At 56.9% G+C, this 24,041-nt stretch carries 21 protein-coding genes and 2 pseudogenes; 11 read left to right on the top strand and 12 right to left on the bottom strand.

Annotated features, from left to right (window positions below; genetic code table 11):
- Nucleotide 1: 1 nt before the first annotated feature.
- Nucleotides 2–280, bottom strand: coding sequence for an acetolactate synthase 2 small subunit (gene ilvM / locus OKB77_RS15850; protein ID WP_005342011.1), 279 nt, complete (start codon nt 278–280; stop codon nt 2–4).
- A complete protein-coding gene (gene ilvG, locus OKB77_RS15855; protein ID WP_127007181.1) occupies nt 277–1,923 on the bottom strand; it encodes an acetolactate synthase 2 catalytic subunit in 1,647 nt (548 codons plus the stop codon). The genes ilvM and ilvG overlap by 4 nt, the downstream gene beginning before the upstream one ends.
- A gap of 384 nt (nt 1,924–2,307) precedes the next feature.
- Here ilvG and OKB77_RS15860 point away from each other — a divergent pair.
- From OKB77_RS15860 to OKB77_RS15885, 6 genes and pseudogenes are all read left to right on the top strand, one after another.
- A pseudogene (locus OKB77_RS15860) lies at nt 2,308–2,514 on the top strand (magnesium chelatase domain-containing protein); the annotation flags it as partial.
- 588 nt (nt 2,515–3,102) lie between these two features.
- Nucleotides 3,103–4,965: a helicase-related protein gene (locus tag OKB77_RS15865; protein WP_270817955.1), complete on the top strand. Its 1,863-nt coding sequence runs from the start codon at nt 3,103–3,105 to the stop codon at nt 4,963–4,965.
- Between the two features lie 140 nt (nt 4,966–5,105).
- Nucleotides 5,106–6,104, top strand: a complete 999-nt coding sequence (locus OKB77_RS15870) for a BT4734/BF3469 family protein (RefSeq protein WP_270817956.1) — start codon at nt 5,106–5,108, stop codon at nt 6,102–6,104.
- Between the two features lie 421 nt (nt 6,105–6,525).
- Nucleotides 6,526–7,161 carry a recombinase family protein gene (locus tag OKB77_RS15875; protein WP_270817957.1) on the top strand — a complete coding sequence of 212 codons (636 nt, stop codon included), beginning with the start codon at nt 6,526–6,528 and terminating at the stop codon, nt 7,159–7,161.
- A 138-nt stretch (nt 7,162–7,299) separates the two neighbouring features.
- A complete protein-coding gene (locus OKB77_RS15880) occupies nt 7,300–7,719 on the top strand; it encodes a hypothetical protein (RefSeq protein WP_270817958.1) in 420 nt (139 codons plus the stop codon).
- Between the two features lie 13 nt (nt 7,720–7,732).
- Entirely contained in the window at nt 7,733–8,008 is a 276-nt protein-coding gene (locus OKB77_RS15885) for a hypothetical protein (RefSeq protein ID WP_270817959.1), read from the top strand.
- 121 nt (nt 8,009–8,129) lie between these two features.
- On the opposite strand, the gene OKB77_RS15890 is transcribed toward OKB77_RS15885, so the two are convergent.
- On the bottom strand, nt 8,130–9,638 hold the full coding sequence (locus OKB77_RS15890) for a recombinase family protein (RefSeq protein ID WP_270817960.1): 1,509 nt from the start codon (nt 9,636–9,638) through the stop codon (nt 8,130–8,132).
- Between the two features lie 34 nt (nt 9,639–9,672).
- Here OKB77_RS15890 and OKB77_RS15895 point away from each other — a divergent pair.
- The 3 genes and pseudogenes from OKB77_RS15895 to OKB77_RS15905 form a co-directional block, all read left to right on the top strand.
- A pseudogene (locus OKB77_RS15895) lies at nt 9,673–10,995 on the top strand (YifB family Mg chelatase-like AAA ATPase); the annotation flags it as partial.
- Nucleotides 10,996–11,121: 126 nt separating this feature from the next.
- Nucleotides 11,122–12,021 (top strand): acyltransferase, encoded by a 900-nt coding sequence (locus OKB77_RS15900; RefSeq protein WP_005356150.1) that lies wholly within the window; start codon nt 11,122–11,124, stop codon nt 12,019–12,021.
- Nucleotides 12,022–12,027: 6 nt separating this feature from the next.
- Nucleotides 12,028–12,993 (top strand): acyltransferase, encoded by a 966-nt coding sequence (locus OKB77_RS15905; protein ID WP_265776079.1) that lies wholly within the window; start codon nt 12,028–12,030, stop codon nt 12,991–12,993.
- Here the strand turns inward: OKB77_RS15905 and OKB77_RS15910 are convergent.
- Both OKB77_RS15910 and OKB77_RS15915 read right to left on the bottom strand, forming a co-directional pair.
- The gene (locus tag OKB77_RS15910; RefSeq protein ID WP_265776078.1) at nt 12,918–13,424 is read right to left on the bottom strand and encodes a DUF523 domain-containing protein; all 507 of its coding nucleotides are present in this window, start codon (nt 13,422–13,424) and stop codon (nt 12,918–12,920) included. The genes OKB77_RS15905 and OKB77_RS15910 overlap by 76 nt on opposite strands.
- Nucleotides 13,421–14,071, bottom strand: a complete 651-nt coding sequence (locus OKB77_RS15915) for an NUDIX hydrolase (protein ID WP_201973365.1) — start codon at nt 14,069–14,071, stop codon at nt 13,421–13,423. The genes OKB77_RS15910 and OKB77_RS15915 overlap by 4 nt, the downstream gene beginning before the upstream one ends.
- A gap of 74 nt (nt 14,072–14,145) precedes the next feature.
- Here OKB77_RS15915 and OKB77_RS15920 point away from each other — a divergent pair, with 74 nt between their 5' ends.
- Both OKB77_RS15920 and pncB read left to right on the top strand, forming a co-directional pair.
- Nucleotides 14,146–14,781, top strand: coding sequence for a nicotinamidase (locus OKB77_RS15920; RefSeq protein ID WP_270817961.1), 636 nt, complete (start codon nt 14,146–14,148; stop codon nt 14,779–14,781).
- Nucleotides 14,782–14,882: 101 nt separating this feature from the next.
- Nucleotides 14,883–16,061 (top strand): nicotinate phosphoribosyltransferase, encoded by a 1,179-nt coding sequence (gene pncB, locus OKB77_RS15925; RefSeq protein WP_005339605.1) that lies wholly within the window; start codon nt 14,883–14,885, stop codon nt 16,059–16,061.
- Nucleotides 16,062–16,132: 71 nt separating this feature from the next.
- Here pncB and OKB77_RS15930 read toward each other — a convergent pair whose 3' ends face one another.
- The 7 genes from OKB77_RS15930 to OKB77_RS15960 form a co-directional block, all read right to left on the bottom strand.
- Nucleotides 16,133–16,741 carry a thiol:disulfide interchange protein DsbA/DsbL gene (locus OKB77_RS15930; protein ID WP_005339604.1) on the bottom strand — a complete coding sequence of 203 codons (609 nt, stop codon included), beginning with the start codon at nt 16,739–16,741 and terminating at the stop codon, nt 16,133–16,135.
- Between the two features lie 137 nt (nt 16,742–16,878).
- The gene (locus OKB77_RS15935) at nt 16,879–17,868 is read right to left on the bottom strand and encodes a serine/threonine protein kinase (RefSeq protein WP_265776106.1); all 990 of its coding nucleotides are present in this window, start codon (nt 17,866–17,868) and stop codon (nt 16,879–16,881) included.
- Nucleotides 17,869–17,972: 104 nt separating this feature from the next.
- Nucleotides 17,973–19,424: a cytochrome c oxidase accessory protein CcoG gene (gene ccoG / locus OKB77_RS15940; RefSeq protein WP_164537365.1), complete on the bottom strand. Its 1,452-nt coding sequence runs from the start codon at nt 19,422–19,424 to the stop codon at nt 17,973–17,975.
- Between the two features lie 155 nt (nt 19,425–19,579).
- The gene (locus OKB77_RS15945; protein WP_005339598.1) at nt 19,580–19,843 is read right to left on the bottom strand and encodes a YihD family protein; all 264 of its coding nucleotides are present in this window, start codon (nt 19,841–19,843) and stop codon (nt 19,580–19,582) included.
- A gap of 30 nt (nt 19,844–19,873) precedes the next feature.
- The gene (locus tag OKB77_RS15950; protein ID WP_265776077.1) at nt 19,874–21,028 is read right to left on the bottom strand and encodes a GGDEF domain-containing protein; all 1,155 of its coding nucleotides are present in this window, start codon (nt 21,026–21,028) and stop codon (nt 19,874–19,876) included.
- 127 nt (nt 21,029–21,155) lie between these two features.
- Nucleotides 21,156–21,545: a Cu(I)-responsive transcriptional regulator gene (cueR, locus tag OKB77_RS15955; protein WP_005356117.1), complete on the bottom strand. Its 390-nt coding sequence runs from the start codon at nt 21,543–21,545 to the stop codon at nt 21,156–21,158.
- On the bottom strand, nt 21,546–23,975 hold the full coding sequence (locus OKB77_RS15960; RefSeq protein WP_270817962.1) for a heavy metal translocating P-type ATPase: 2,430 nt from the start codon (nt 23,973–23,975) through the stop codon (nt 21,546–21,548).
- Nucleotides 23,976–24,041 lie beyond the last annotated feature (66 nt).

Raw genomic sequence — 24,041 nt, forward strand, 5'->3', positions numbered from 1 at the left:
CTTAAGCTCTGATCCGGGGTTGCTGTTCCAGTGCATCGACCCGGGAGACGTCCACCAGCTTCACCAGCTGGCTCCACAACTGCTGGATGGGACGCACCGACTCGACAGTAACCGTGATCCGCAGCTGTTGGCAATCCTGCTCCATATTAAGGGCGCAGAGATTGAAACCGCGGTGACGCACCACCCGCAGCACCCGCTCCATCACTTCGGGTCTGGGCTGGGCGTGGATATGCAGGGTGTGTTGTGCAAATGCGGGCTGGGCAAGGGTGTGCGGGTTCATGGGCGTTGCTCCATCATCTGGTGGTTGGCGACTCCCGGCGGAACCAGGGGCCAGACGTTTTCTTCCTCTGAAATAGCCACATGCAGCAGGTAGGCACTCTCGCTTGTCAGCAGGCGATCGAGGGCGCCGGCTATCTGCTCCTTGCATGTGATGGTCTCGCCCGGAATGCCGAAAGCGGCAGCCAGGGCGACGAAATCGGGGTTGTCGGAGAGGATGGTCTCGCTATAGCGGCCGTCGAAAAACAGCTCCTGCCACTGGCGCACCATGCCGAGACGCTGATTATCCAGCAGCACCATCTTCACCTTGAGCTGGGCGCGGCGGATGGTGCCAAGCTCCTGCACATTCATCATGAAAGAGCCGTCACCGCTCACCAGCACCACTTCATCCTCCGGGCGCGACATCTTGGCGCCGATGGCGGCGGGCAAACCAAAGCCCATGGTACCCAGACCGGCGCTGGAGAGGTGGTTGCGCGGGCTGGTGAAGCGCATGTGCTGGGCCACCCACATCTGGTGCTGACCCACATCGCAGGCCACCACGCTGCTCTCCGGCAATCTGGCGGAGAGCTGCTTGAGCAGGGCCGGGGCGTAGATGGCCTGACCCGGATGGTCATAGCGAAATGCATACTCGCGGGCCATGTTTGCGCAGTGCTCACGCCAGGGGTCGATGGAGAGGGGCATGGCGAGGCGCGGCAGCACCTGTTTGAGATCCGTGCGGATACCCACCTCGGCGGCGCGGCGCTTGCCGAACTCGGCAGCATCCACATCGAGATGGATCACCTTGGCCTCGGGAGCAAACTCCTCCAGCTTGCCGGTCACCCTGTCATCGAAACGAGCCCCTACCACCAGCAGCAGATCGCACTGCTGCACCGCGTAGTTGGCCGCCTTGGTGCCGTGCATGCCGAGCATGCCGAGGTAAACGGGGCTATCGGGGTCGAGCGCGCCAATCCCCTTGAGGGTGGTGACCGCAGGCATGCCGGTTGCGGCAGCAAAGTCGCGCAACTGCTGCTCGGCATTGGCCATGCCCACTCCACCACCGACGTAGAGCACCGGGCGCTCGGCGGCAGCCAGCAGGGTGCGGGCCGCGGCCAGATCCGAGGGGTTGAGCACCTCCGGCTCTTCCACTGCAAACAGCGGGCTCTGGGCAGGCACCGCGGCCAGTTGCACATCCTTGGGGAGATCGATCAGCACAGGGCCGGGGCGACCTTCGGTGGCGATGGCGAAAGCTTCTGCCAGCACTCGCCCCAGATCGGCGGCATCGGTCACCATAAAGGAGTGCTTGGTACAGGAGAGGGACATGCCGAGCACGTCGACCTCCTGAAACGCATCGGTACCGATGGCGGAACAGGGCACCTGACCGCTGATGGCCACCAGCGGCACCGAATCGAGCAGCGCCTCCGCCAGACCGGTCACCAGATTGGTGGCGCCGGGGCCGGAGGTAGCGATGCAGACCCCCACCTGACCGGAGGCGCGGGCATAGCCCACCGCCGCCATGGCGGCGCCCTGCTCGTGGCGGCAGAGCTGATGGGCCAGACCACCGTCATACAGGGCATCGTAGACCGGCATGATGGCACCGCCCGGGTAACCAAACACCTGGGTCACACCCTGTTTCTTGAGAGCCTGTACCAAAAACTGCGCGCCGTTCATGTGGAAAATCCTGTCCTTTGGTCGAAAAAAAACCCCCGAGCTGTGAGGCTCGGGGGTCGCTTGTTTCGTTCTGTCCGGTGGTGGGTCTATCCCTTGTTCCGTGCAGCTAAACGAGCCCCGAGCGGTGAGATAATAATCACCACTAGGACCACAATAATGCTGACGAAACGGGAGGCCATGTTCATAGTTACAACCGGAAATCCTGTGAAATTGGGGCGGTTTCTACCGCGAATGGCTATTAGAACTAGCACGGTGATTTTTATTGGGCAAGCCTTTTTTCTGTGACAACCCACTGATTTTGGCTATTCCTCAGCCGGAACTCTGGAATAAAAAACCAACAACAAGCAGTTAGTCAGAACATATATCAACTCAAGGACGGGATTTATGTCATTAGCTGTGGTTTATAGCCGTGCCAGCCTCGGGATCGCGGCCCCGCAAGTTACAGTGGAAGTTCACCTCTCCAACGGCCTGCCCGCCTTCAACATGGTCGGCCTGCCGGAAACCTCGGTGAAGGAGTCGCGAGATCGGGTGCGCAGCGCCCTGCTCAACGGCAATTTCGAGTTCCCGAGCAAACACATCACAGTTAACTTACTTTAGTGGGAAAGCATGTGATTTATGCAAATCAAAAAATAAATAAAATATATTATTATTTTTTATTTAAAATTTTTTATACAAAAAAATAATCCACATATCCCGAAGGGATAGGGACTCTCTATAGTAAACACGTCACTCTTCCTCTATAAGTATTATAGTAACAAACTGACGGTTTACAGTGGGCGATGCCCACAACTTTTTTAATAAGTCAAGTTTATAACCCCGTTATCTATGGTAAGATTGTCTTATCTGGTGTCATACAGATTGCTCGAAAAGCTGGCTGCTATTTTTTAGCAGCCTTCTTTTTGCCTGTGATTTATACCACCAGTATTATCAACTATTAAGGTATCATATGAATAGAGAAGAACTTCACACCAAATCCCTTATCGAGAAATACGGAACTACTCTTGCCGCGATTGCACTGAGTACAACAAAGCAAAAGTTAAATCACTTCAGAGTTAAACACGCCATCCGAACCCCATCGAATGGTGCAATCAATGAACGACTTGGGCAGCTAATCAAAGCAGCTAAGTAAATCCTATCAACTTGTGAGCAACTTTATTATGGAGAATAGAGCAATGATTAATGGCATTAGAGAAAATAATAAAACTGGCAGAAGGTCAGCGATTAAGTGACGTAGCAGACCACCTCCCCAAAGAGACTGGCATACACCTCATTCAGGCTGCAACTGGCGTCGGCAAGACCTACCACATGACCACAAGCGCCAACAATAACAACGGTGCCGTGGTGTTCCCCGTCAAGGCAATCCTACAGCAAGAGCGAGCGTCTGCACGACGTGATGGTAGATATAATCTAACTTTTGAGCAGATAGAGAAGCTGGACAAACTCGACCTGAAACGTATTAGAGAGATGCACGTAGACGAATGTCAGATTCTCTACTCAGGTGGATTTCGGGCACCCGTTGAAGCATTGATTGAAACTATCAAAGAAGCATCCAATAACATTCCCGTCTACTTGTACTCAGCAACGTGTAATGTTGACCTTCTGCCCGTAAGACCGACCACTATTACTACTATCGAAGGCTCGTTTAAACGAAATCTGAACGTCGTTCAGATTGAGACTAATAGTGTGATTGCCCAGAACACCAGATACATTGTTGCAACCATTGTTGGTGCAATTTCTAGCGAAGATAAACCCGCTTTGGTATTCGTCAACTCTACTGAAAAGTCGAATGCAATTTGCCGCCATCTAGAGGACAAGGGTATTACGGCCATCGTGATGACCAGCGAGACGATTTCTAAGGATGGTAGCCCCGCGATGATTGCCTACGAAAAGATGATTGAGCACTCATCTGTTGTTGCTGGTGGGTATCAGGTAGTTATTGCTACTAACTGTCTTGCCGAAGGTATCAACTTCAATGACGACTTCCATGTTATTTCCACTCAGTGTGATGCGGGGCTGGTCTTCCAGCAACAAGGGCGAGCCCGTAAGCAGGCAACTCACTGGTTGATTACTGGCGAAGGCACCGATCAACTGGTGATTGAAGGCGACCAACTGATCCACGTCCACGAGGGCGGTAGAAGGACGATCTCGCATTCTGAGAGCGTCTTAGCTGACAAGTGCAAATGGCAGGATCCAGTGTACCGAGACAAGGCGAACCTCTACAGCCTGATGGCTGAGCACAGTCCCCGTGGATACTTTGGAGTGCAGATAATCCACCAGCTGAACGACTACGGGTATCAGTGCGAGGCACTGTCACTAACTGAAGTCGAAGAGCTCAAAGCACTGAAGAACATCTCTCGGAAGGCGCTCCTGAGAGCAATAGAAGAACATGGATTGCCGTACAGTATTGAGCAGTCCGATCACCCGTTAATCGTGAGTCTGACCGCTACACACGACCCTGCGAAGTTTGAGGGGCCTCTAGAATCGGCAATCGAGTGGCATCGAGAGTGGGTAGCCATACAAAACACTGGTGTCCGTGGTGATTGCTGGCAGGTCTACTCAAAGGTTAATGCTCGGGGCAGGAAATGGATGATGGTCACCGTTCGGGATATCACGATGAGAGACACCACCACCGCTGTAGTGGCCGAGTTCAAGAAGCAGCTCACCAGTACACGGATCAGTAGTGAAGTGCTCGAACAGGTGGCTAGTGCTTTCTGGGAACAGTTGATGCCTGCAAGTCGCGAATGGGAATGGCACACCGATGAGCAGAAGCGAATGAGGTTAAACCTGTTCCGGTTCCTGACTGGGTTTGTGATTGATGACCATGGAACGTGGACGTTACCTGACCCTCGTGTTGGATGGGATGTGCCGTTGAGCAGTGCAGAACACAACCGATTCAGGGTTCGGGAAAAGGTAATCACTGGGGCAGGGCACACCACTGAAGCATTCTGTCATGCAACTGGGCACACCAAGAAAACCATTGCTGATACCAAGACGAAGACCATCAAGCAACAGGTCAATGGCCTATCCATGCTAGGTATCTAACCATCCATCTAGCGACTACCAAAAACGTGAAGTTTCTGAGGGAAAACCATTTGCTAAAGACCTTAAGCAAATAAAACTCCCTCAAGTTTTTCACGTTTTTTTGATTGCCATTTAAGAACAATAACTTACGAGATAACACCGTGAAAATCACCTTGAAGAAACATAAACACGCAACTGACCTATCCATCCACGACCTTGAAACGGTCATCAACTGCATTCGTGCTGGTGGACTTGGTTTGGATACGCACATTGAATCCATTCGACAACTCCGAGCAAAGGGCCGCAAGAAGGAAGCAGACGCAATCAAGGGCGAGCTACCTGCAATGCTTATGGGCGAATACGAAGACCTGACTGGTGGTGTGGCCCAAGACAAGGCAATGGCTCACAACGGGATTATGGTCATGGACGTGGATAACATTGGACAAACAGTAGCTGAAGAACTACGTCAGCTGATACTGAACAGCCGAGTAGCATCGTACATCGCATTTACCTTTATCAGTCCGTCTGGTGGTCTGAAGGTGGGACTGATGACTGACTATCGAAAGCAGGAACCTGAATGGTATCAATACTGCTACAAAAAGATTTTCAAACTGTTTGTGAATCTGGGAGCGCCAGAGCAAGAACTTGATAAGTCTACGTGCAACTTCAACCGCCTGACCTACCTCTCTTACGATCCTGATGCCACGTTCAATCCTAAGCCGTCTACGTTGTCTCTGAAGCGATGGCAAGCAGAGTTTGATGCGATAGCAGCGAACGAGCAGCGATTGATGGAGCAGCGCCGTATAGCCTCTCAGAGTGGCTCATACAACGAGCACAGAGCTCGGGCATATTGCGACAAGGCCGTTGATGCAATCATTGCCGGATTGGGTGCAGGTAATCGACACAATGGCGCATTCAAGATCTGTATGACTGCATTCAAATGCGGCCTGACGGTAGAAGATGCCGCAGATTACTTAATGCTTGCCAAGTCACGAGGGCAGTACACCGAGAGCATTAGCCCACGAGCCAAGGCGATTGATGCCTACAAATCGTTTGATGGGATAGTTGATAGTCGGTTCAATGACCTTAGCCTAGATGATGTCCGCACCTGTGCAGCAAAGTCGCTGGCCTCAATACTTGCAAACCATGGATCGGCCTGAGAGCCGCATTCCGCCGTAGAAAAATTCCTATCCACGTACATTTCGCCTACAGACTAGATTCAAACGGTTAACACACTAATCAACTCAACGGGGGGGGCATTCGACCCCCACTTAGGAATCAATCCCGAATCGGTCTAGACCAAATGCAGACCACGTAATCGATCCTAGTTGGGACAGAGGCCCAGCAACTCCCAGACAGCAAGCCTGCTCATCTATTGACCAGAAGTAATCCCTACTGCATACCAAAACTTAAACGATACCTAGCGATTGCCCAGATCCAAGGGCACACACACCCTATCATTAGACTATCCCCAAACGAGAGCCACCAGTCATGTGATAGAAATCTATCATTAGACTATTGATGAGACACATGTGATAGGGTTATCATTTACTTCACAAGATAAAACCTATGTGAGAGACAATGAAGATCCTTGCCTATCTGAGAGCATCCACCTACCACCAAGACGCATCCCGCGCACTTGAAGCCATCAATCAGTTTGCCGCCAGTGTGGGCCATACCATAACGGCAACCTTCATCGAGAACGTATCTGGTGCCACTCTCAATCGCCCTGAGCTAAGCCGTCTACTTGAACAGGCTGAAGCTGGGGACGTTCTGTTAGTCGAACAAATCGACCGTCTGACCCGTCTCACTGCGGAAGACTGGCGAACCCTCAAGCGCACCATTGAAGACAAGAAAATCCATCTAGTGTCCATCGACCTGCCAACAAGTCATCTGGTGCTAACCAGCAACACCGGATTGGTATCTGACATCCTTCACCATGTGAACAACATGCTGTTGGAGATACTGGCAACCACCGCACGGAAGGACTACGAGGATCGGCGTAGACGCGCAGCAGAGGGCATAGAGAAGGCTAAGGCGGCGGGCAAGTTCACTGGGCGTAAGCAGTCGCCGGAGACCGTGGCGAAGTGTGAGAAAGCACTGGGGCTCATTGAGAAGGGCGTGAGCAAGGAAGATGCAGCGAAGGCGGCAGGCGTGGGAGTGGCTACCCTGTACCGGTACATCAAGGCGATTAGCATTAGCCTAAAAATAAGATGAACTTAATATGTACCTATTTGAATTTCGATAAGATAATTGTTTCACTTTAGTTCTTATCATGTGTTGCAATATCCATTGACTTTTATATCACTTTTGATAATAGTAGTACTATCGCATTTTTATTTTTTTGGATTAAACATGATAAAAAAAATAATTCTTCCCTCCCTCGTATTTTTACTTTCTTCGAATGTAATCGCGAATGTTCCCACCGTCTTTCCTGTAGTATCGGCTCTCGATGCCAGTCAATTTGACACCTCTCAGATATCAGAAAAGTCTGAAATGCAACGTCGCAAAAATGCGAAGAATGTCCCCATTGCACAGGCTCAACGATGCATTGCATTTACCTATGGTGCATCCACGCTCGATTACAGTGATCGGCAGGGCTGGATAGACCATCTAAAATACTTTCATGACATGTCTGACTACGCTGTAATGCAAATAAACAAAAAGGCTGAAAGAGACATGAAATCAATCTTAGCGAAAACTAATGTGACTTCGCATGATGTACATCGAACATACTTTCGCGAATGTGGCGGTTATTATAAAATAACAAACTAAGATGAGTGTTACCATGAGCAAACCTAGATTTTTTTATGCTGCCGAAGTGTACAGAACATGGCCAAAACTATTCGTGCTAACGAGCAATGGGGTTTTTTATTGTGAATACTTAGAGAACATGCAAAATAAAACAATCCGAAAAGAAGGTTTTAATTACTATAATTTCTCTCCATTCACTTATAAATGCCATGGTTATCAACCAATAGTTGAAATAGATGAAGATACAGCACTTAAAACAAGATTAGTTCGTCAAGAAAACTGGATTAGTAGATACTTGAAATCTCTTTGAAACCACTTTTAAATTTTGATGAATATACGCGACCATAATAAATGGTCATGGTTTGACAAGGCTCCAGAACTATTGAAACAACTTTGTCAATAACATATCAATAGTTCTGAACCTTAGTCATTCAATATGACTCAACCTCCCATTCTTCCAATCCACTCTTCGATCCAATCGCCGCAATCTCCGCAGTATTGCCAAAGAGATATTGCCAAGGACTCCGCTGACTTTTGCGGAATGCAGCAACCGAAATCAGGTGCCCGTTTCGCTGGTGGATGGCTACATGCCAAGTAGACGATCCCTTATGTGATACCGTTATCCGGTCAACTACCCGCCTCAATGCAACGTTGAACAACTTAGGGTCATCACGTAGGCCATAGAGTGTCTGAATCTCACTATGAGACGTCCTGACAGAATCCTTACGCTGAGCCAGCAGAGCCTTTAACTCTCTCTCCACGGTGCTTGCAGCAGCACTCAGGACACTGACCGAACCATTACCAGACACCAGAGCCTGTGTAATCTCGTCCAATCGTGCCTTCTTGGTATCAATCTCCTGATCCAGTTGGTTTGCCTCACGGCTGATCTTCTTGGAGTCGGATACCTTTAAACGCTTCACAGCCTTAATGACCAATGTATCCAGATCCATCATTGGCGATTTCTGAGCACATGCACCGGACAGCGTTTTAGTGCAAATCCATCCCTTATAACGTTTCCATTCTCCAGCAACCTTGCGCTTACTCACCTTCTTGCTCATAGCCCCACCACAGGCCCCACAGCGCACCAGACCGAACAGATGGTTATGGTGTTCCTGTCCACCAGCTGAGGCCGTGTACGTGCTCTGGAAGGCTTTAAACTCTGTATAGGAGACCAGCGCCGGATAGTAATCATCAACTCCGTCACCATCTCTGAACTGGTAACGACCATAAAGGGCGGGACTACTGAGGATGTTCCGGATCGTAGTATCAGACCAATGGTCAGCCCAGCGTGGTTTGAATTCAGAAGCATTTAGGGCCATGGCAATCTTATGGAACCCTAGGCCATCTGTCCGAAGCTGGATCATCAAACTGACAGCATCAACGCCATCATTGAACTGGTAACCGTCATCATTTCTCTCAAGCCAGTAAGGCAACCGCTTGTTGATTGCCTTACCCTGCTTTGCTTGCTCCCGCTGAGCCTGCTTTGCAGCACTCACCCGTTCGGATTTCTTGACACTTTCCTTGTGTGCTAGATCTGCACTGAGTGCGATCCTAATGACCGATACCAAGTCATTTACGCTGGAACTATCCAGCTCTAAGCCATCTTGAAGAGATACGATGTTCACACCGTGGCGAAGGATTGATTTGATGATCTCTTGTGTCTTATCGATGCCCTGACGGCTCAAGCGGTCGAGGTTTTCAAGGATGATGTAATCACCAGCCTTGATAGTGCCAAGCTCCACCGCTTGCAACATGGCAGCAAGATCCACCCGCTTCTTATCTCGATATGCACTGACACCGAGATCCCTGTATGTCTTATCTGATAGCTCGATCCCACGCTGCTTGCACCAGTCTCGACTGGCTGCAATCTGCCTGTTTAGGCTGTCACCCTCTTGTTGAGCGGCTGTACTGAATCTTATGTATGAGTATGCAATGGTCATGGCACCGCCTTTAGTTCTCTACCAAGAGCAGTATACCACGGTCAATCTGGCCCCCGCCGATCTGCCCAAGGAGGGAGGCCGCTTTGATCTGGCCATCGCCATCGGTATTCTTGCCGCTTCCAAGCAGATACCTGCAAAATATCTGCTCGATCACGAATTTTTAGGGGAATTGGCCCTGACCGGAGAGATCCGCCCTGTGCTCGGGGTGCTGCCCGCCGTGCTCGCCTGCCGGGATGCGGGGCGCACCCTGCTGGTGCCGCGAGAGAACGGCCCCGAAGCCTCTCTCATTCAGGATGCCGAGGTGCGCACCGCCCACCAACTGCTGGCCGTCACCGCCTGGCTGGCAGGCCAATACGAGCTGCCGCTGCCGGATCCCCAAAACGCGGAGAGCCTGCCCGATGTGCCGGACCTGCAGGATGTGATCGGCCAGTCACAGGCCAAGCGGGCACTGGAGATCGCCGCCGCCGGCAGCCACAACCTGCTGTTCATCGGCCCGCCCGGCACCGGCAAGAGCATGTTGGCGAGCCGATTGCCCGGCATTCTGCCGCCGCTCAGCGAGCAAGAGGCGCAGCAGACCGCCGCCATCCACTCCATCGGTGGCCTCACCCCGCGCGCCGGTCACTGGCACCACAGGCCATACCGCACGCCGCACCACAGTGCCTCGGCAGTGGCGCTGGTGGGCGGTGGCAGCCACCCGCGGCCCGGCGAAATTTCGTTGGCCCACAACGGGGTGCTGTTTCTCGACGAGCTGCCCGAGTTCGAGCGCAAGGTGCTCGACTCCCTGCGCGAGCCGCTGGAGACAGGCCACATCACCATCAGCCGGGCCGCCCGTCAGGTGGATTTTCCCGCCCGCTTTCAGCTGGTGGGCGCCATGAACCCCAGCCCCTGCGGCCACTATGGCGACGGCCAGACCCGCTCCAGCCCGGATCAGATCTTGCGCTACCTCGGCAAGCTCTCCGGCCCCTTTCTCGACCGCTTCGATCTGACTGTGGAAGTGCCACTGCTACCCAAGGGGAGCCTGACCGGCAAGGCGGAGCGGGGGGAGTCTAGTCAGCAGATCCGCGATCGGGTACTGGCGGCGCGAGAGCGCATGCTGAGCCGTAACGGCAAGCTCAACAACCTGCTGGATAGCCGTGAGATAGAGAATATTTGCCGCTTATCACCGCAAGATGCCGAATTTTTGGAGAACGCCATCCAGAAGCTGGGGCTCAGCATCCGGGCCTGGCATCGCATCCTGCGGGTGTCACGCACCATCGCCGATCTGGCCGGGCAACCCGCCATCGGCAAGGAGCATCTTATCGAGGCGCTCGGTTATCGCGCCATGGACAGGCTGCTGTCGCGACTGCGCAGCAGCTGACAGAAGGGAAAGGGTGAGTCCAACCCCGTAAAGGCTCTGAATGGTCTCGCAGGCAATCGGCTGATATTATGGCCACAGATCTGACCACTTGATGGCCCTTTATCGACAGCAAGACGGACCCGACTCATGCCCAACAAGCTGACAGAGCGACTGCGCGGCAGTCTCTCCACCCTGCTCTATTTTTTCAACACCCTCTTCTGGTTTGTCCCCATCTTCTCGCTGGGTCTGCTCAAGCTCCTGCTCCCCCTCAAGGGGTGGCGCACCCTCTGCAACTGGCTGCTCGATGGCTGTGCCAGCTGCTGGATCGGTTTCAACAATCTGATCCAGAAAACCATCATCAAAACCCCTTTCGAGGTGGTCGGAGTGGACAAAGGGCGCCGGAATGAGTGGTATATGGTGATTGCCAACCATCAATCCTGGGTCGACATACTGGTATTGCAGCGGGTTTTTAACCAAAAAATCCCCTTCCTGAAGTTTTTCCTCAAGAAAGAGCTTATTTGGGTACCTTTTCTCGGCCTGGCATGGTGGGCGCTCGACTTCCCCTTCATGCGGCGATATTCCAGGAAATTTCTGGAAAAGCATCCCCATCTGAAGGGAAAAGACATAGAAACAACCCGTAAGGCCTGTGCCAGGTTCCGCCACATTCCGGTGAGTGTGATGAACTTCGTCGAAGGCACCCGCTTCACCAAGGGCAAACATCAGAAGCAGGGTTCGCCCTATCGTCACCTGCTCCAACCGAAAGCAGGCGGCATCGCCTTTACCCTGGCAGCCATGGGTGACCAGTTGCATCAACTGGTGGATGTCACCATCGCCTATCCGGACGGCATCCCCAGCTACTGGGACTTCATGTGTGGCCGGGTCGGGCAAATCAAGGTTCAGGTCCGCTATTTGCCGATCGACCGCAAGCTGGTGGGGGATTACTTCAATGACCCCGAGTTCCAACAAGAGTTTCAACAGTGGTTGAACGGGATCTGGCACGAAAAGGACCAGACCCTGAGCCAACTGCTGGCAACCAAGGCGCAGTAAACACTCATGCTATCCCTGCTTCCCGGCCCGCTGGTGCTGATCATCAGCGCGGGCCTGACCATCCTTTTCACCGCCTTGTGCGCCAGTCTGATCCTGCTGGTGTCGCTGGCCAAACTGCTGCTGCCGATCCCGGCCTTTGGTCGCGCCTGCAGTCGCCTCAACAACCGATTCATGCGTCTGTGGCTGGCCTGCAATGCGCTGGTGATCCGCCTCACCACCCGTATTGACTGGCAGGTGGAGGACAATACCAAGCTGCGCAAGGATGGCTGGTATCTCATCATCAGCAACCACATGAGCTGGACCGATATCGTGGTGCTCGGCCACCTGTTCCGGGATAGGCTGCCGGTGCCCAAGTTCTTCATGAAGCACGAGCTCATCTACATCCCGCTGCTGGGGCTCGCCTGCTGGGGGCTCGATATGCCCTTTATGCGCCGCTACTCACGGGAGTTTTTGCTGAAGAACCCGCACCTGCGCGGCAAGGATATCGAGACCACCCGCAACGCCTGCGAGAAGTTTCGCCACATCCCCACTACCGTCATCAACTTCGTGGAAGGAACCCGCTTCACCGAGCAGAAACGGGATGCGGCCCGCTCCCGCTATCGTCACCTGATGCCGCCCAAGGCGGCGGGGCTGGCCTTCACACTGGCCGCCATGGGCGAACAGTTCGACAGCCTGATCAACGTCACCATCCGCTATCCGGACAACGCCGAGACCCCGTTCAAGGACTTCCTGATGGGGCGGGTAAAACGCATTCAGGTGCGGATTGAGGAGCTGCCGGTGAATGAGCAGCTGATAGGAGATTACTTCAACGACAAGCAGTTCAAGCGCGGTTTTCAGGAGTGGCTAAACCAGCGCTGGCAGGAGAAGGACGAGGTGCTGGAGGGGTGGCAGAGCGGTCAGGCGCCGCTGCCGGTTGCCGCCAAATCCGGGGAGGAATCCAAAGAGAGCGCAGAAGCCAACTCGGCCAACTGATCTTCGGAAAAGACAGCAATCCCGTGGCGGCGCAGCAGGGCGGTGGTCTTGCCCTCGCCCGCCACAGAAACACCTTCAAAGCGGCCGTTATAGATACGGCCGCTGCCACATGAGGGGCTCCCCTCTTTCAGAAGGGCGAAGCGAATGCCCTGCGTCTGACAGATTTCCAGCGCCAGCTCGGCGCCACGGTCGAACTCGGCAGTCACATCCAGCCCGCTCGCCGTCACTACCCGCTCGCCCTGCCGTTCGGCAGGGGGGCGTGGGGTCGGCAGACCGCCCGCCACTTCGGGGCAGAAGGCCAGCACCCGCCCCTCGGCACCCAGCTCACTCAGCCAGTCGCTGACGATCCCCTTGCTCTGACCGTCGTAACGCACCGGCTGACCCAGCAAGCAGGCACTCACCAGCACCTTGTGAACGCTGGTCTCACTCATGCTTCCGCTCCATGCATCACCTGATCGAACATCACGCAGCAGGGACTCTCCAGCCGATAGAGAATGGCGGGGCGCTGTTTGCCGGTACGCTTGCGGCCGGTATCAACCAGAATGTCGGCGCGATGGATCCGCTTGCGAAATGCCGCCGTATTCATGGGTGTTTGCAGGATGATTTCGAAGGCGCGCTGCACCTCGGAGAGGGTGAACTCGGGCCCCAGCAGTTGTAGCGGCAGGGTGCTGTAACGGCTCTTGATCCGCAGCCGCTCCAACCCCTTGGCGATGAGCTGGGCATGGTCAAAGGCGAGACTCAGCCCCGGCAGGTTGGCGAGCGGATGCCAGCAACCGTGGATCGCCTCCACTTCCGGATCGACCAGACAGAGATAGACCAGGGTCGTGGACCAGCCGCGGGGATCCCGCTCCAGGTTGCCGAGGGTGCAGACCTGCTCGCTGTAGCAGTGACCGAGCCCCCACTCCGCCAGCAGACGGCGCTGGGCGGCATCCAGATCCCGATCCCGGGTCTCGTCGATGCGCAGCGCCGGCAGTTGCCAGCAGTGGGCAAAGGGGGGGCGATCGCGGGTCTCGAGGAGCAGCTCGAGCCGCTCCTCATGCAACCGCAGCACCACCATATCCAGACTCATTCTCAGCATGCCGATCGCCCTGCTCGCCTTCCATTAATGTTTGGTAGATAATATCACACGAATAGTATGTGCAGGAGCCAATCATGGGAACCGTCGCCAGCCTGGATATTGATGTGCAGAAGGGCTTTACCCCCCTCTGCCCGAACGAACTGCCCGTCGCGGGCGGTGATGATATTGTGGCTGCGCTAAACGCTCAGGCCACCCTCGCCACACTGCGGATCGGCAGCAAAGACTCTCACCCTGCCAATGCCGACTGGGCCGTTTCTGACCCCGCCGGCATGCTGCTGCCGCTGGATCTGCCCAACGCCGACCTCACCTGGCCAGTGCACTGCGTACCGGGCAGCAAGGGCTTCGAGCTGCTCGACGGCCTGCCCGCTCCCATCGACTATGACTTCTTCGTCTGGAAGGGGGTCGAACCGGATCTCCATCCCTACGGCACCTGCTTCCACGACCTGGCTGAACGGCGCAGCACCGGACTCATCGAATTCCTGCAAGCCCGCAAGGTCGATACCGTACTGGTCGGCGGCCTCGCCACCGACTACTGTGTCAAAACCAGCGTGCTGCAACTGCGCCGCGCCGGTTTCCGGGTGATCGTCCATCTCGATGCCTGCCGTGGCATCGCCCCCGCGACGGTTGCCAGCGCCCACACCCAGATGATTGAGGCTGGCGCCGAACTGGCCCAAACCCTGATCGATGTACAACGCCTGCTGGACGCCTGATATGCCACCGATTCTTACCAGCCTGCTCGACACCGACGCCTGCACGTTACATATGCGGCAGGGGAGCTCCATCGTGCTCACCAGTCTGCGAGGAGCCTGATATGCCCCCAATCCTCACCAGCCTGCTCGACACCGATGCCTACAAGCTGCATATGCAGCAGGCGGTGTTCCATCGCTATCCGGATGCCGAGGTGGTGGCCGAGTTTCACAGCCGCAATGAAGAGGATCTGCTGCCCATGATGGGGCAGATCGAGGAGCAACTGCGCCTCGCCGGTTCCCTGCGACTGACCAAGCCAGAGCTCGATTTTCTGGCCGAGCGTCCCTTCTTCACCCCTGACTACCTCGACCACCTGCGCCGCAAGCCGCTCGACGCCTCGCTGCTTAAAGTGTTCGAGCAGGATGGCCGCATCAATGTGCGGGTCGAGGGCCCCTGGCAGGATGTGATCCTGTGGGAGATCCCGGTGCTCGCCATCATCAGCGAGATGCGCAACCGCTTCCGCTACCCCCAGTTCGGCGTCAGCCATGCGCTGGAGCGGCTCGATCAGAAGATCGACAAGCTGGAGAAGGAGCTGAGCAGCGACGAGATGAGCGAGTTCAACCTCATCGACTTCGGCACCCGCCGCCGCTTCTCCCACGCGGTGCAGGATGCGGTGGTGGGTCGCCTCAAGGAGCGGCTGCCGGCGTTTCGCGGCACCAGCAACTACATGCTGGCCCAGAAGTACAAGCTGCCCGCGGTCGGCACCCAGGCCCATGAGTGGTTCCAGGCGCACCAGCAGCTCGGCTTCCCGCTGGAACACAGCCAGCGCGCTGCCCTCACCAGCTGGCTGGACGAGTTCACCGACCATCTCGGCATCGCCCTGACCGACTGCATCACCATGGATGCCTTCCTGAGGGACTTCGACTTCGAGCTGGCCAGCAGCTATCAGGGCTTGCGTCACGACTCCGGCGATCCCGTGGTGTGGGGCGAGAAGGCGATCAGCCACTATCAGCGGCTCGGCATCGATCCTACCGACAAGACCCTGGTCTTCTCCGACGGGCTCAACCTCGACAAGGCGGTGCAGCTATTCCGCCACTTCCGTGGCCGCATCAATACCAGCTTCGGCATCGGCACCAAGCTCACCTGCGATCTGCCCGGTGTCAGCCCGATGAACATCGTCTTCAAGCTGATCGAGTGCAATGGAGGCCCGGTTGCCAAGATCTCCGACAGCCCGGGCAAGACACTCTGCCGGGATGCGGAGTTTATCCGCAACCTCAAACAGGCGTTCCACGTCGGGGTCTGATCTTCCCGAACACCAGAAAACAAAAAGCCCGCCGGTTCGCACCGGCGGGCTTTTTATCGACTCAAGGGGTATCAGTCTTTCTTGGCCAGCAGGAACTGCACCAGCTTGTTGAACTGCTCTTGAGAGGTGATGGATTCAATCTTCACCATGTACTTGCCATTCACCAGGAAGGCCGGTACACCGCGAATGTTGTAGCTCTCGGTGTTGCGATCGAACTGGGAGACCATGCCGGAGACGGCAAAGCTGTCGACGGCACCGTCGAACTCTTCAGCCGGTACGCCATTGTCCACGAAGATCTTCTTCACATCGTCACGGCTCATCGGCGGCTGACGCTGGGTGTGGATCTTGGTAAAGATGGCCGGAGTCAGCTTGGCTTCGGCATTGAGCAGGCTGGCAACGGCATAGGCGCGCTGCATCTCGGGGCCCATCTCGCGGCCGAGGAAGGCAACCGGGTTCTTCTTGAGGGGCACACCCTCTGGCAACCCGGCCTTCAACTGTTCAACGATCGGTTCGAAGGTGGCGCAGTGCGGGCAGTAGTAGGAGAAAAACTCCATCACTTCCGGCTGGGCACTGCCAGTCTGTTTGACTACATCGTAGTTGACGCCTTCCTTGAACTCGGGGGCGGCGTGAACCATGGGGATCATCAGCATGGCAGCAAGGAAAAATAGAACTTTTTTCATGATGTTTCCTGTTAAGGGATCACTGTGAGGCACGCCCGGCGAACCGAAGCAGTGCCAAGCCTATTGTTTCGCCATGCTAACGTCAATGGTTAGGGCCGGAGATCGAGTCCCACTGGCCGCGCAATATCCCTTCCATTTCACCAGTTTGGCATCAGGCTCAGCGGCGGCGCCTTGAGTGCCTCCAGCTGATCGTGCAGTGTCGCTATCTGTTGACGCCAGTAGTGATCGGTATTGAACCAGGGGAAGTGACGGGGGAAGGCAGGATCTTCCCAGCGCCGTGCCAGCCAGGCCATGTAATGAACGATGCGCATCGCCCGCAGCGGCTCGATCAGCGCCAGCTCTCGCGAGTCGAACTCCATAAACTCCTCGTAGCCCGCCAGCAGGGTGTCGAGCTGGATCTGCTGCTCGTGGCGCTCGCCGCTGAGCATCATCCAGAGATCCTGAATCGCGGGGCCGGTGCGGCAATCATCGAGATCGACAAACATGGGGCCATCGCGCCAGAGGATGTTGCCCGGGTGGCAGTCGCCATGCAGGGAGATCTGCGCCACATCGAGGGTCATGGCGTCGCTGACATGCTTGATCAGCTCGTCCAGCACCCCGAAGAATTGCTTCGCCAGCCCGCTTGGCAGCCACTCGCCAGACGCCAGCAGCTGACGCGGTTCGTGCAGCATGCTCTCCACATCGAGCCGCACCCGATGGTGGAACGGCTTGCTGGCGCCGATCTGATGAATACGACCGAGGAAACGCCCTACCCACTCCAGCTGATCGAGGTTATCCACCTCGAACTGGCGGCCACCGACGCTCTGCCAGATGGCAAAGGGGTAACCCTCGTGCTCCAGCAGGGTCTCGCCCGCGAAGGCGAGCGGCGCGGCGACCGGGATCTCCGCCTCGGCGAGACGGGTGGCAAACTCGTGCTCCTCGAGGATCTGGGTCCGGCTCCAGCGGCCGGGACGGTAGAACTTCACCACATAGCGGCGACGATCCTCATCCTGAAACTGGTAGACCCGGTTTTCGTAGCTGTTGAGCTCGATAAGGCCGGAGTCGAGCCGCAGGCCACTGAGATCGAGCGCATCCATGATGAGGTCGGGATTGAGGTCGGAATAGTTGAAACGCATGTCATCCACCATAAAGAAAGGGGCGCCGATGCGCCCCATTCTATCACCACTGCCCGCCATTGCCGTGCTCGCTGGTGACCGGACTGGCATAACGCCCGCCCCGCAGCCACACGCAGTTACAACCGGCTGATAAACTTGCTGCCCTGGCGCAGGTTGCCCTTGCGGTCATCGGGCGCCGCCCCCTCCCGTTTCAGCACGAACTGGATATCCAGCGCCGGCCGTTTCAGGTTGTAGGGATCGACCGCCAGACTGACCGGCAGGGTGTAGATCTCGCCCGCCTTCAGGGTCACTTCACGGGGGCCGAACCACTGATACTCGGGCAAGCCCTCCACATCCAGCTGGTAGGTCTGGGACTGCAGGGTCTTGTTGAGGATCTTGAGGGTGTAGGTGTTCTCGATAAGCCCCTCGCTGTTTTCGCGGAACAGCTGGTTGCGATCCCGCAGGATATCGAGCCCCATCGGCATGATGGACATGGCGTTGTAGACAAAGACTCCCAGCATCACCGCCATCACCAAGCCGTAACCGATCAGCTTGGGCCGCGCCACATGAGTGGAGTCGTTGGCCAGCTTGTGCTCTGTGGTGTAGCTGATGAGCCCTTTCGGGTAACCCATCCGCTCCATGGTCTGGTCGCAGGCATCGACGCAGGCGCCGCAGTTGATGCACTCGTACTGCAGGCCGTCGCGGATATCGATACCGGTCGGGCAGACCTGCACGCAAAGATCGCAGTCGATACAGTCGCCCAGCCCCATCGCCTTGGGATCCGCCTTGCGGGAGCGGGCACCACGGGTCTCGCCACGCTTGGTGTCATAGCCGACGATGAAGGTGTCCTTGTCGAACATGGCGGACTGGAAGCGGGCATAGGGGCACATGTGGATACACATGATGGCACGCATCCAGCCAGCGTTGCCGTAGGTAATGATGGTGAAGAAGATCACCCAGAACAGCACCCATCCGCTGGCCTGCAGGGTGAAGAGGTCCGGCACCAGTTCAGTTACATCCTGGAAGTAGGCGACGAAGGTCAGGCCGGTCACCAGCGAGATCGCCAGCCAGGCCAGATGCTTGGCTCCCTTGCGGGCCAGCTTCTCGCCGCTCCAGGGCGCCTCGTCCAGCTTACGCCGTTTGTTGGCGGGCCCTTCCAGCTTCTCTTCAAACCAGATGAACATGAAGGTCCAGACCGTCTGCGGGCAGAGATAGCCACACCAGACCCGACCGAGGAAGGTGGTAATAAAGAAGAGTCCGAAGGCGGCGATCATGAAGAGCCAGGCCAGCAGGGTCAGATCCTGCGGCCAGATGGTGGCGCCAAAGATATGGAACTGCTGGTGACCGAGATCGAACAGCACCGCCTGTCGCCCGTCGTAACGCAGCCAGGGCAGCAGCACGAACAGCGCCACAAAGAACCAGCCCATGGCCTTGCGCATCCGCTGCCAATACCCTTTCTGGGCCCGCACATAGATGCGGTTGCCCGGGTTGAATCTGTCGTCGCTGGCTTTGAACGTATTGGGGTTGAAGGTCCCGGTTACGCCCTTGTCGGTGACGTCCTTGATATCGATTTTATCGTGGTCGGCCATTGCAAGACATCGCTCCCTTATTTGTTATGGAGCGGATTATATCTTAAACAGCATGCTAATTGTGTGGATTAGATGTATCTAATATTGGGGTTGGATCTCAATTTTCGGCAACAAAAAAGCGCATCACCCCGAGGTGATGCGCTTCCGCTAAAGATTCACTTGATTCCGCGCGCCTTGAGCAGTGCTTCTTTGAAATCGGGCACATGATCCTTGGCCAGACCGGGGATCATCGCCTGCTTGTCGGATTCCCGCATCTTGAGGTGATAGATCAGCATGTCGTCGGTCAGCTCGGACAGAGGCCCTTCAAATCCCGCTTCTTGGGCCAGTTTGGCAACAAACTGCACCAGGCTGAGATCCTGTTCCTTGATCCAGGCAGGCTGCAACAACTCCAGCAGCTCTTCGATACGATGACATTGCATAGACAACCTCTTTAATCTGTCACGTTAAATTCAGGCAACCTTACCCATCAAGGCTACTTCGATTCGATCCCGCCCATTATGCTTGGCCTGATAGAGTGCCGCATCCGCTTTTTGGATCAAATCGGCGATTTTCATGCTGTTGTCCGGTATCAGTGTCGCAACACCAAAACTACATGTGACCCGACCGGAGACCAGTGACTTCTGGTGCGGGATGGCCAGCTCCTTGAGCGCCTGCCGCACATTGTCGGCCACCTGCAATGCCCCCTGCATGCCGGTGCAGGGCAGCAGCAAGGCAAACTCTTCGCCGCCGTAACGGGCCGCCAGATCGTCCTCGCGCCGCTCCACCTCGGCCAGCAGCCCCGCCACCTGTTGCAGGCAGTCATCCCCCAGCTGATGGCCGTAGAGATCGTTGAACTGCTTGAAGTAATCCACATCCACCAGCACCAGCGACAACGGCGCCCGGGCGCGATGGCAGCGCCGCCAGGCCCGCTCCAGAGAGTCGTCGAGATGGGCGCGGTTGGCGATGCCGGTCAAGCCGTCGAGGCGGGAGGTGAGACGCAAATGCTCGGAGACCGCCTTCAGTTCGGCAACCAGTTCGGCGTTCGAGAAGCGGTGGTGGAGCGAGGCGATCTGATCCCGCCGCATCCGGCGCAACAGGGTCGGCAGAAAGACAAAAAGATAGCCCGCCAGCATGCAGGAGACGATCCGCTCCTGCTCGTTGCCATTGCCCAGCTCGAACAGCATCGCCATACCCAGCGGCAGGGCGGAACCATAGAGGGTGCGGCGGCTGCCAAACAGCATGATGGCGCTGCCGGTAAGAATGAGGCTGGAGAGCATCATCATGGCGGCCCGGTAGGTATCGGGCAGCTTGTCCATGTAGAGCAGCACCCCGAGGGCCCAGATGATAGAGGTGATGGTGGCTCCGATAAAGAGCTCCCGCTCCAGCACCAGCAACGGAGTCTGGTGCAGGCGGGCTCGACGCCAGCGCAGGTGCCAGCCCCGACCCAGCAGCCACAGGAAAGTGCCTGCCAGCCAACCGAGCGCTTCGATGGCGGGTAGATAGTCGTGAAACAGCAGACTCCAGCCAAATGCCAACACGCCCAAACAGGGGAGACTGAACGATGCATGGGTATAGAGCTGGGCCATAATGGCCTGCTTAACCTGGCGTGTCACACTCTGGGTCAACTGAGTACTCCTGTACAAGAGCCGAGCAGTCTACCATTACCCCCTGACCCGCAACAATAAAGCGCCGCTTATTAAGAAGTTAATCAATCAATAACGATTTCTTCTGCGCTGGCAGGTGAGTCCTTGCTCACCCCTTCTCCAATTCGTCGAGGATCGGGCACTCGGGATTTTCATCCCCGTGGCAGCAGCAAACCAACCCTTCCAGGGAGGTAAGCATGGCCTGCAACCCGGCGATGCGGGCGCGCAGATCGACGATCTTCTCCTGCGCCAGCTTCTTCACTTGGGCGCTGGTTCTGTGTTCGTCCCGATAGAGCGCCAGCAGTTCCTGACACTCCTCCAGATTGAAGCCGGTCTCCCGCGCCCGCTTGACGAAACGCAGCTCCCGCAGCGCCCCCTCGGTGTAACTGCGATAGCCGTTGTCACTGCGTACCGGGGCTGTGATGAGGCCAATGCTCTCGTAATAACGGATGGTCTTGGCGGTCAGCCCAGTGGCCTTGGCAACCTTGCTGATGTTCATTTATGCCTCCTTACTGATCGGGTTGGATGCTGGCCCGTGCGCCGCTCTGGGCTGCCAGCGTTTCAATAACAGGGAATTGCTCAAAACGGTGATGCTGCTCAGGGCCATGGCCGCCCCCGCCAGCTCGGGGCTCAGGTAGCCCAGTGCCGCCAGCGGAATGCCGATGATATTGAACACGAAGGCCCAGAACAGATTCTGCTGTATGGTGCGCCAGGTCGCCGCCGAGATATCGATGGCATCAGCCACCAGCCGCGGGTCAGATCGCATCAGAGTGATGGAAGCAGTCTCCATCGCCACATCGGAGCCGGAGCCCATAGCGATACCCACATCTGCCGCCGCCAGCGCCGGGGCGTCGTTCACCCCGTCCCCCACCATGGCCACCAGCCCGCGAGTTTGCGCCCGCAACGCCTCCACTTTCTCCACCTTGCCTGCAGGCAGCACGGAGTCGAAGGCACCGTCCAGCCCCAGCTTTGCGGCAATATGGGCCACCGGCGCCGGTGCATCGCCGCTCACCAGCCAGCTGGCGATGCCACGTTGACGCAGGGTGGCGATGGCTTCCGGACTCTCGGGGCGCAGGGTATCGGCCAGTGCCGCGATCCCCGCTACCACGCCGTCGATAGCGACCCAGACCCGGGTAGCCCCATCGGCGGCTTGTTCATCCTGTTGCGGCGGTTCAATGCCGAGCTGGGCCAGCAGGGAACCATTGCCGATGGCGACACTGTGGCCCGCCACCTGGCCGACTATGCCGGCACCGACCCGCACCTCGACCGCGTCGGGCTGGGGCAACACTGCCCCTTTGCCAACTGCCTCGCACATGGCCAGCGCCAGCGGGTGTTCGCTCGCCTGCTGCAGGGCGGCGGCGAGGCGCAGCTGCTCGTCGTTGCCGCTCCAGCTGGCCAGCACCGGCTTGCCCTGAGTGAGCGTGCCGGTCTTGTCGAAGATAAGCGCCTTGATGGCGTGGGCCTTCTGCAGGGTATCCACATCCTTGATCAGAATGCCGTGGCGCGCCGCCACTCCGGTACCGGTGACGATGGCCGCCGGCGTTGCCAGCCCCAGCGCGCAAGGGCAGGCGATCACCAGCACCGCCACAGCCGCCAGCAGCGCCTGACCGAAGTCGTTGCTGATGGCGTACCACACCAGCAGGGTGAACAGGGCGATGGCCATCACCACCGGTACGAACACGGCAGAAACCTTGTCCACCAGTTGCTGCAGCGGCGCCTTGCCCATCTGGGCACTCTCTACCAGCGCGATGATCTTGCTGAGGCTGGAATCCTCCCCCACGGTAGTGGCTTCGATCTCCAGCACACCGGAGCGGTTGATGGCACCGCCCAGCACCTTGTCGCCCACACTGCGCGGCACTGGCAGGCTCTCGCCGGTGAGGATCGACTCGTCCAGCTCGCTGGCGCCGCTCACGATTTTGCCATCCACCGGCACCCGCTCACCCACCAGCACCCGCAGCCGATCGCCGCGCAGCACCTCGTCGATGGCGACGCTCTGCCAGCTCTCGCCACGCCAGATGGTGGCGGTTTCTGGCCGCAGCGCCATCAGTTCGCGAATTGCGGACTGGGTGCTGCGGCGGGCTCTCGCCTCCAGCAGTTTGCCCAACGAAATGAGCGTGATGATGATGGCGCTCGCTTCGAAATAGAGCTTGCCGCTGGCGGCCATCCCCAGCGTCAACAACAGATAGAGGCTGTAGAAGTAGGCGGCGCTGGTGCCGGTGGCCACCAGCACATCCATATTGGCTGCGCGATTCTTGATGGCGAGCCAGGCGCCGCGATAGAAACGGGCACCGATCCAGAACTGCACCGGGGTGGCGAGCACCAGCTCCAGCCAGGCGGGCAGATGCCAGGGGAACAACCCGGCCATGGCCAGCATCCCCACCAGCAGCGGCAACGTCAGCAAAGCCGAGACGATAACCCGGGTTTGCGCCTGACGGGCTGTAGCGGCTTCCTGTGCTTCCCGCTCCAGCAACTGCTGGCGGCGGCCGCTGGCCGAGCCTTGTGCCAGCTGGGCGCCAAAGCCGAGCGCTTCGATCTGCTCGCGCAAAGCGGCCGGCGTCTGCATCCCGGGCACCAGCACGATCCGGGCCTGTTCGATGGAGAAGTTGACCTCGGCCGAGATAACGCCGGGCAGCGCGGCCAGCATCTTGTTCAGTCGAGCCGAACAACCGGCACAAGTCATGCCGGTAATTTGAAACAAAAAGGTCTCGCTGCCGTAGTCGTAACCCTGACTCTTGATGCTGTCGAGCACCGCCGGCAAACGATCAGGGCTGGCCAGCTCGATGGCCGCCTGCTCCAGCGCGAAGTTGACTGTGGCCTCGACCCCTTCAAGCTTGTTGAGGGCGGTCGCGATGCGGCCTGCGCAGTTGGCGCAGCTCATGCCGCTGAGCGGCAACTGCAGATGAATGGGTGATTGAAGATGAGTGGTCATGTTGTTCCTCCCCGGAACCCGTCGGCACAACAAAACGCCGACTGGCAAACCCTAACCTTTACTGCA

The sequence above is a fragment of the Aeromonas sp. Y318-3 genome (assembly GCF_027706185.1).
In the GTDB taxonomy this organism is placed as follows: Bacteria; Pseudomonadota; Gammaproteobacteria; order Enterobacterales; family Aeromonadaceae; genus Aeromonas; species Aeromonas veronii.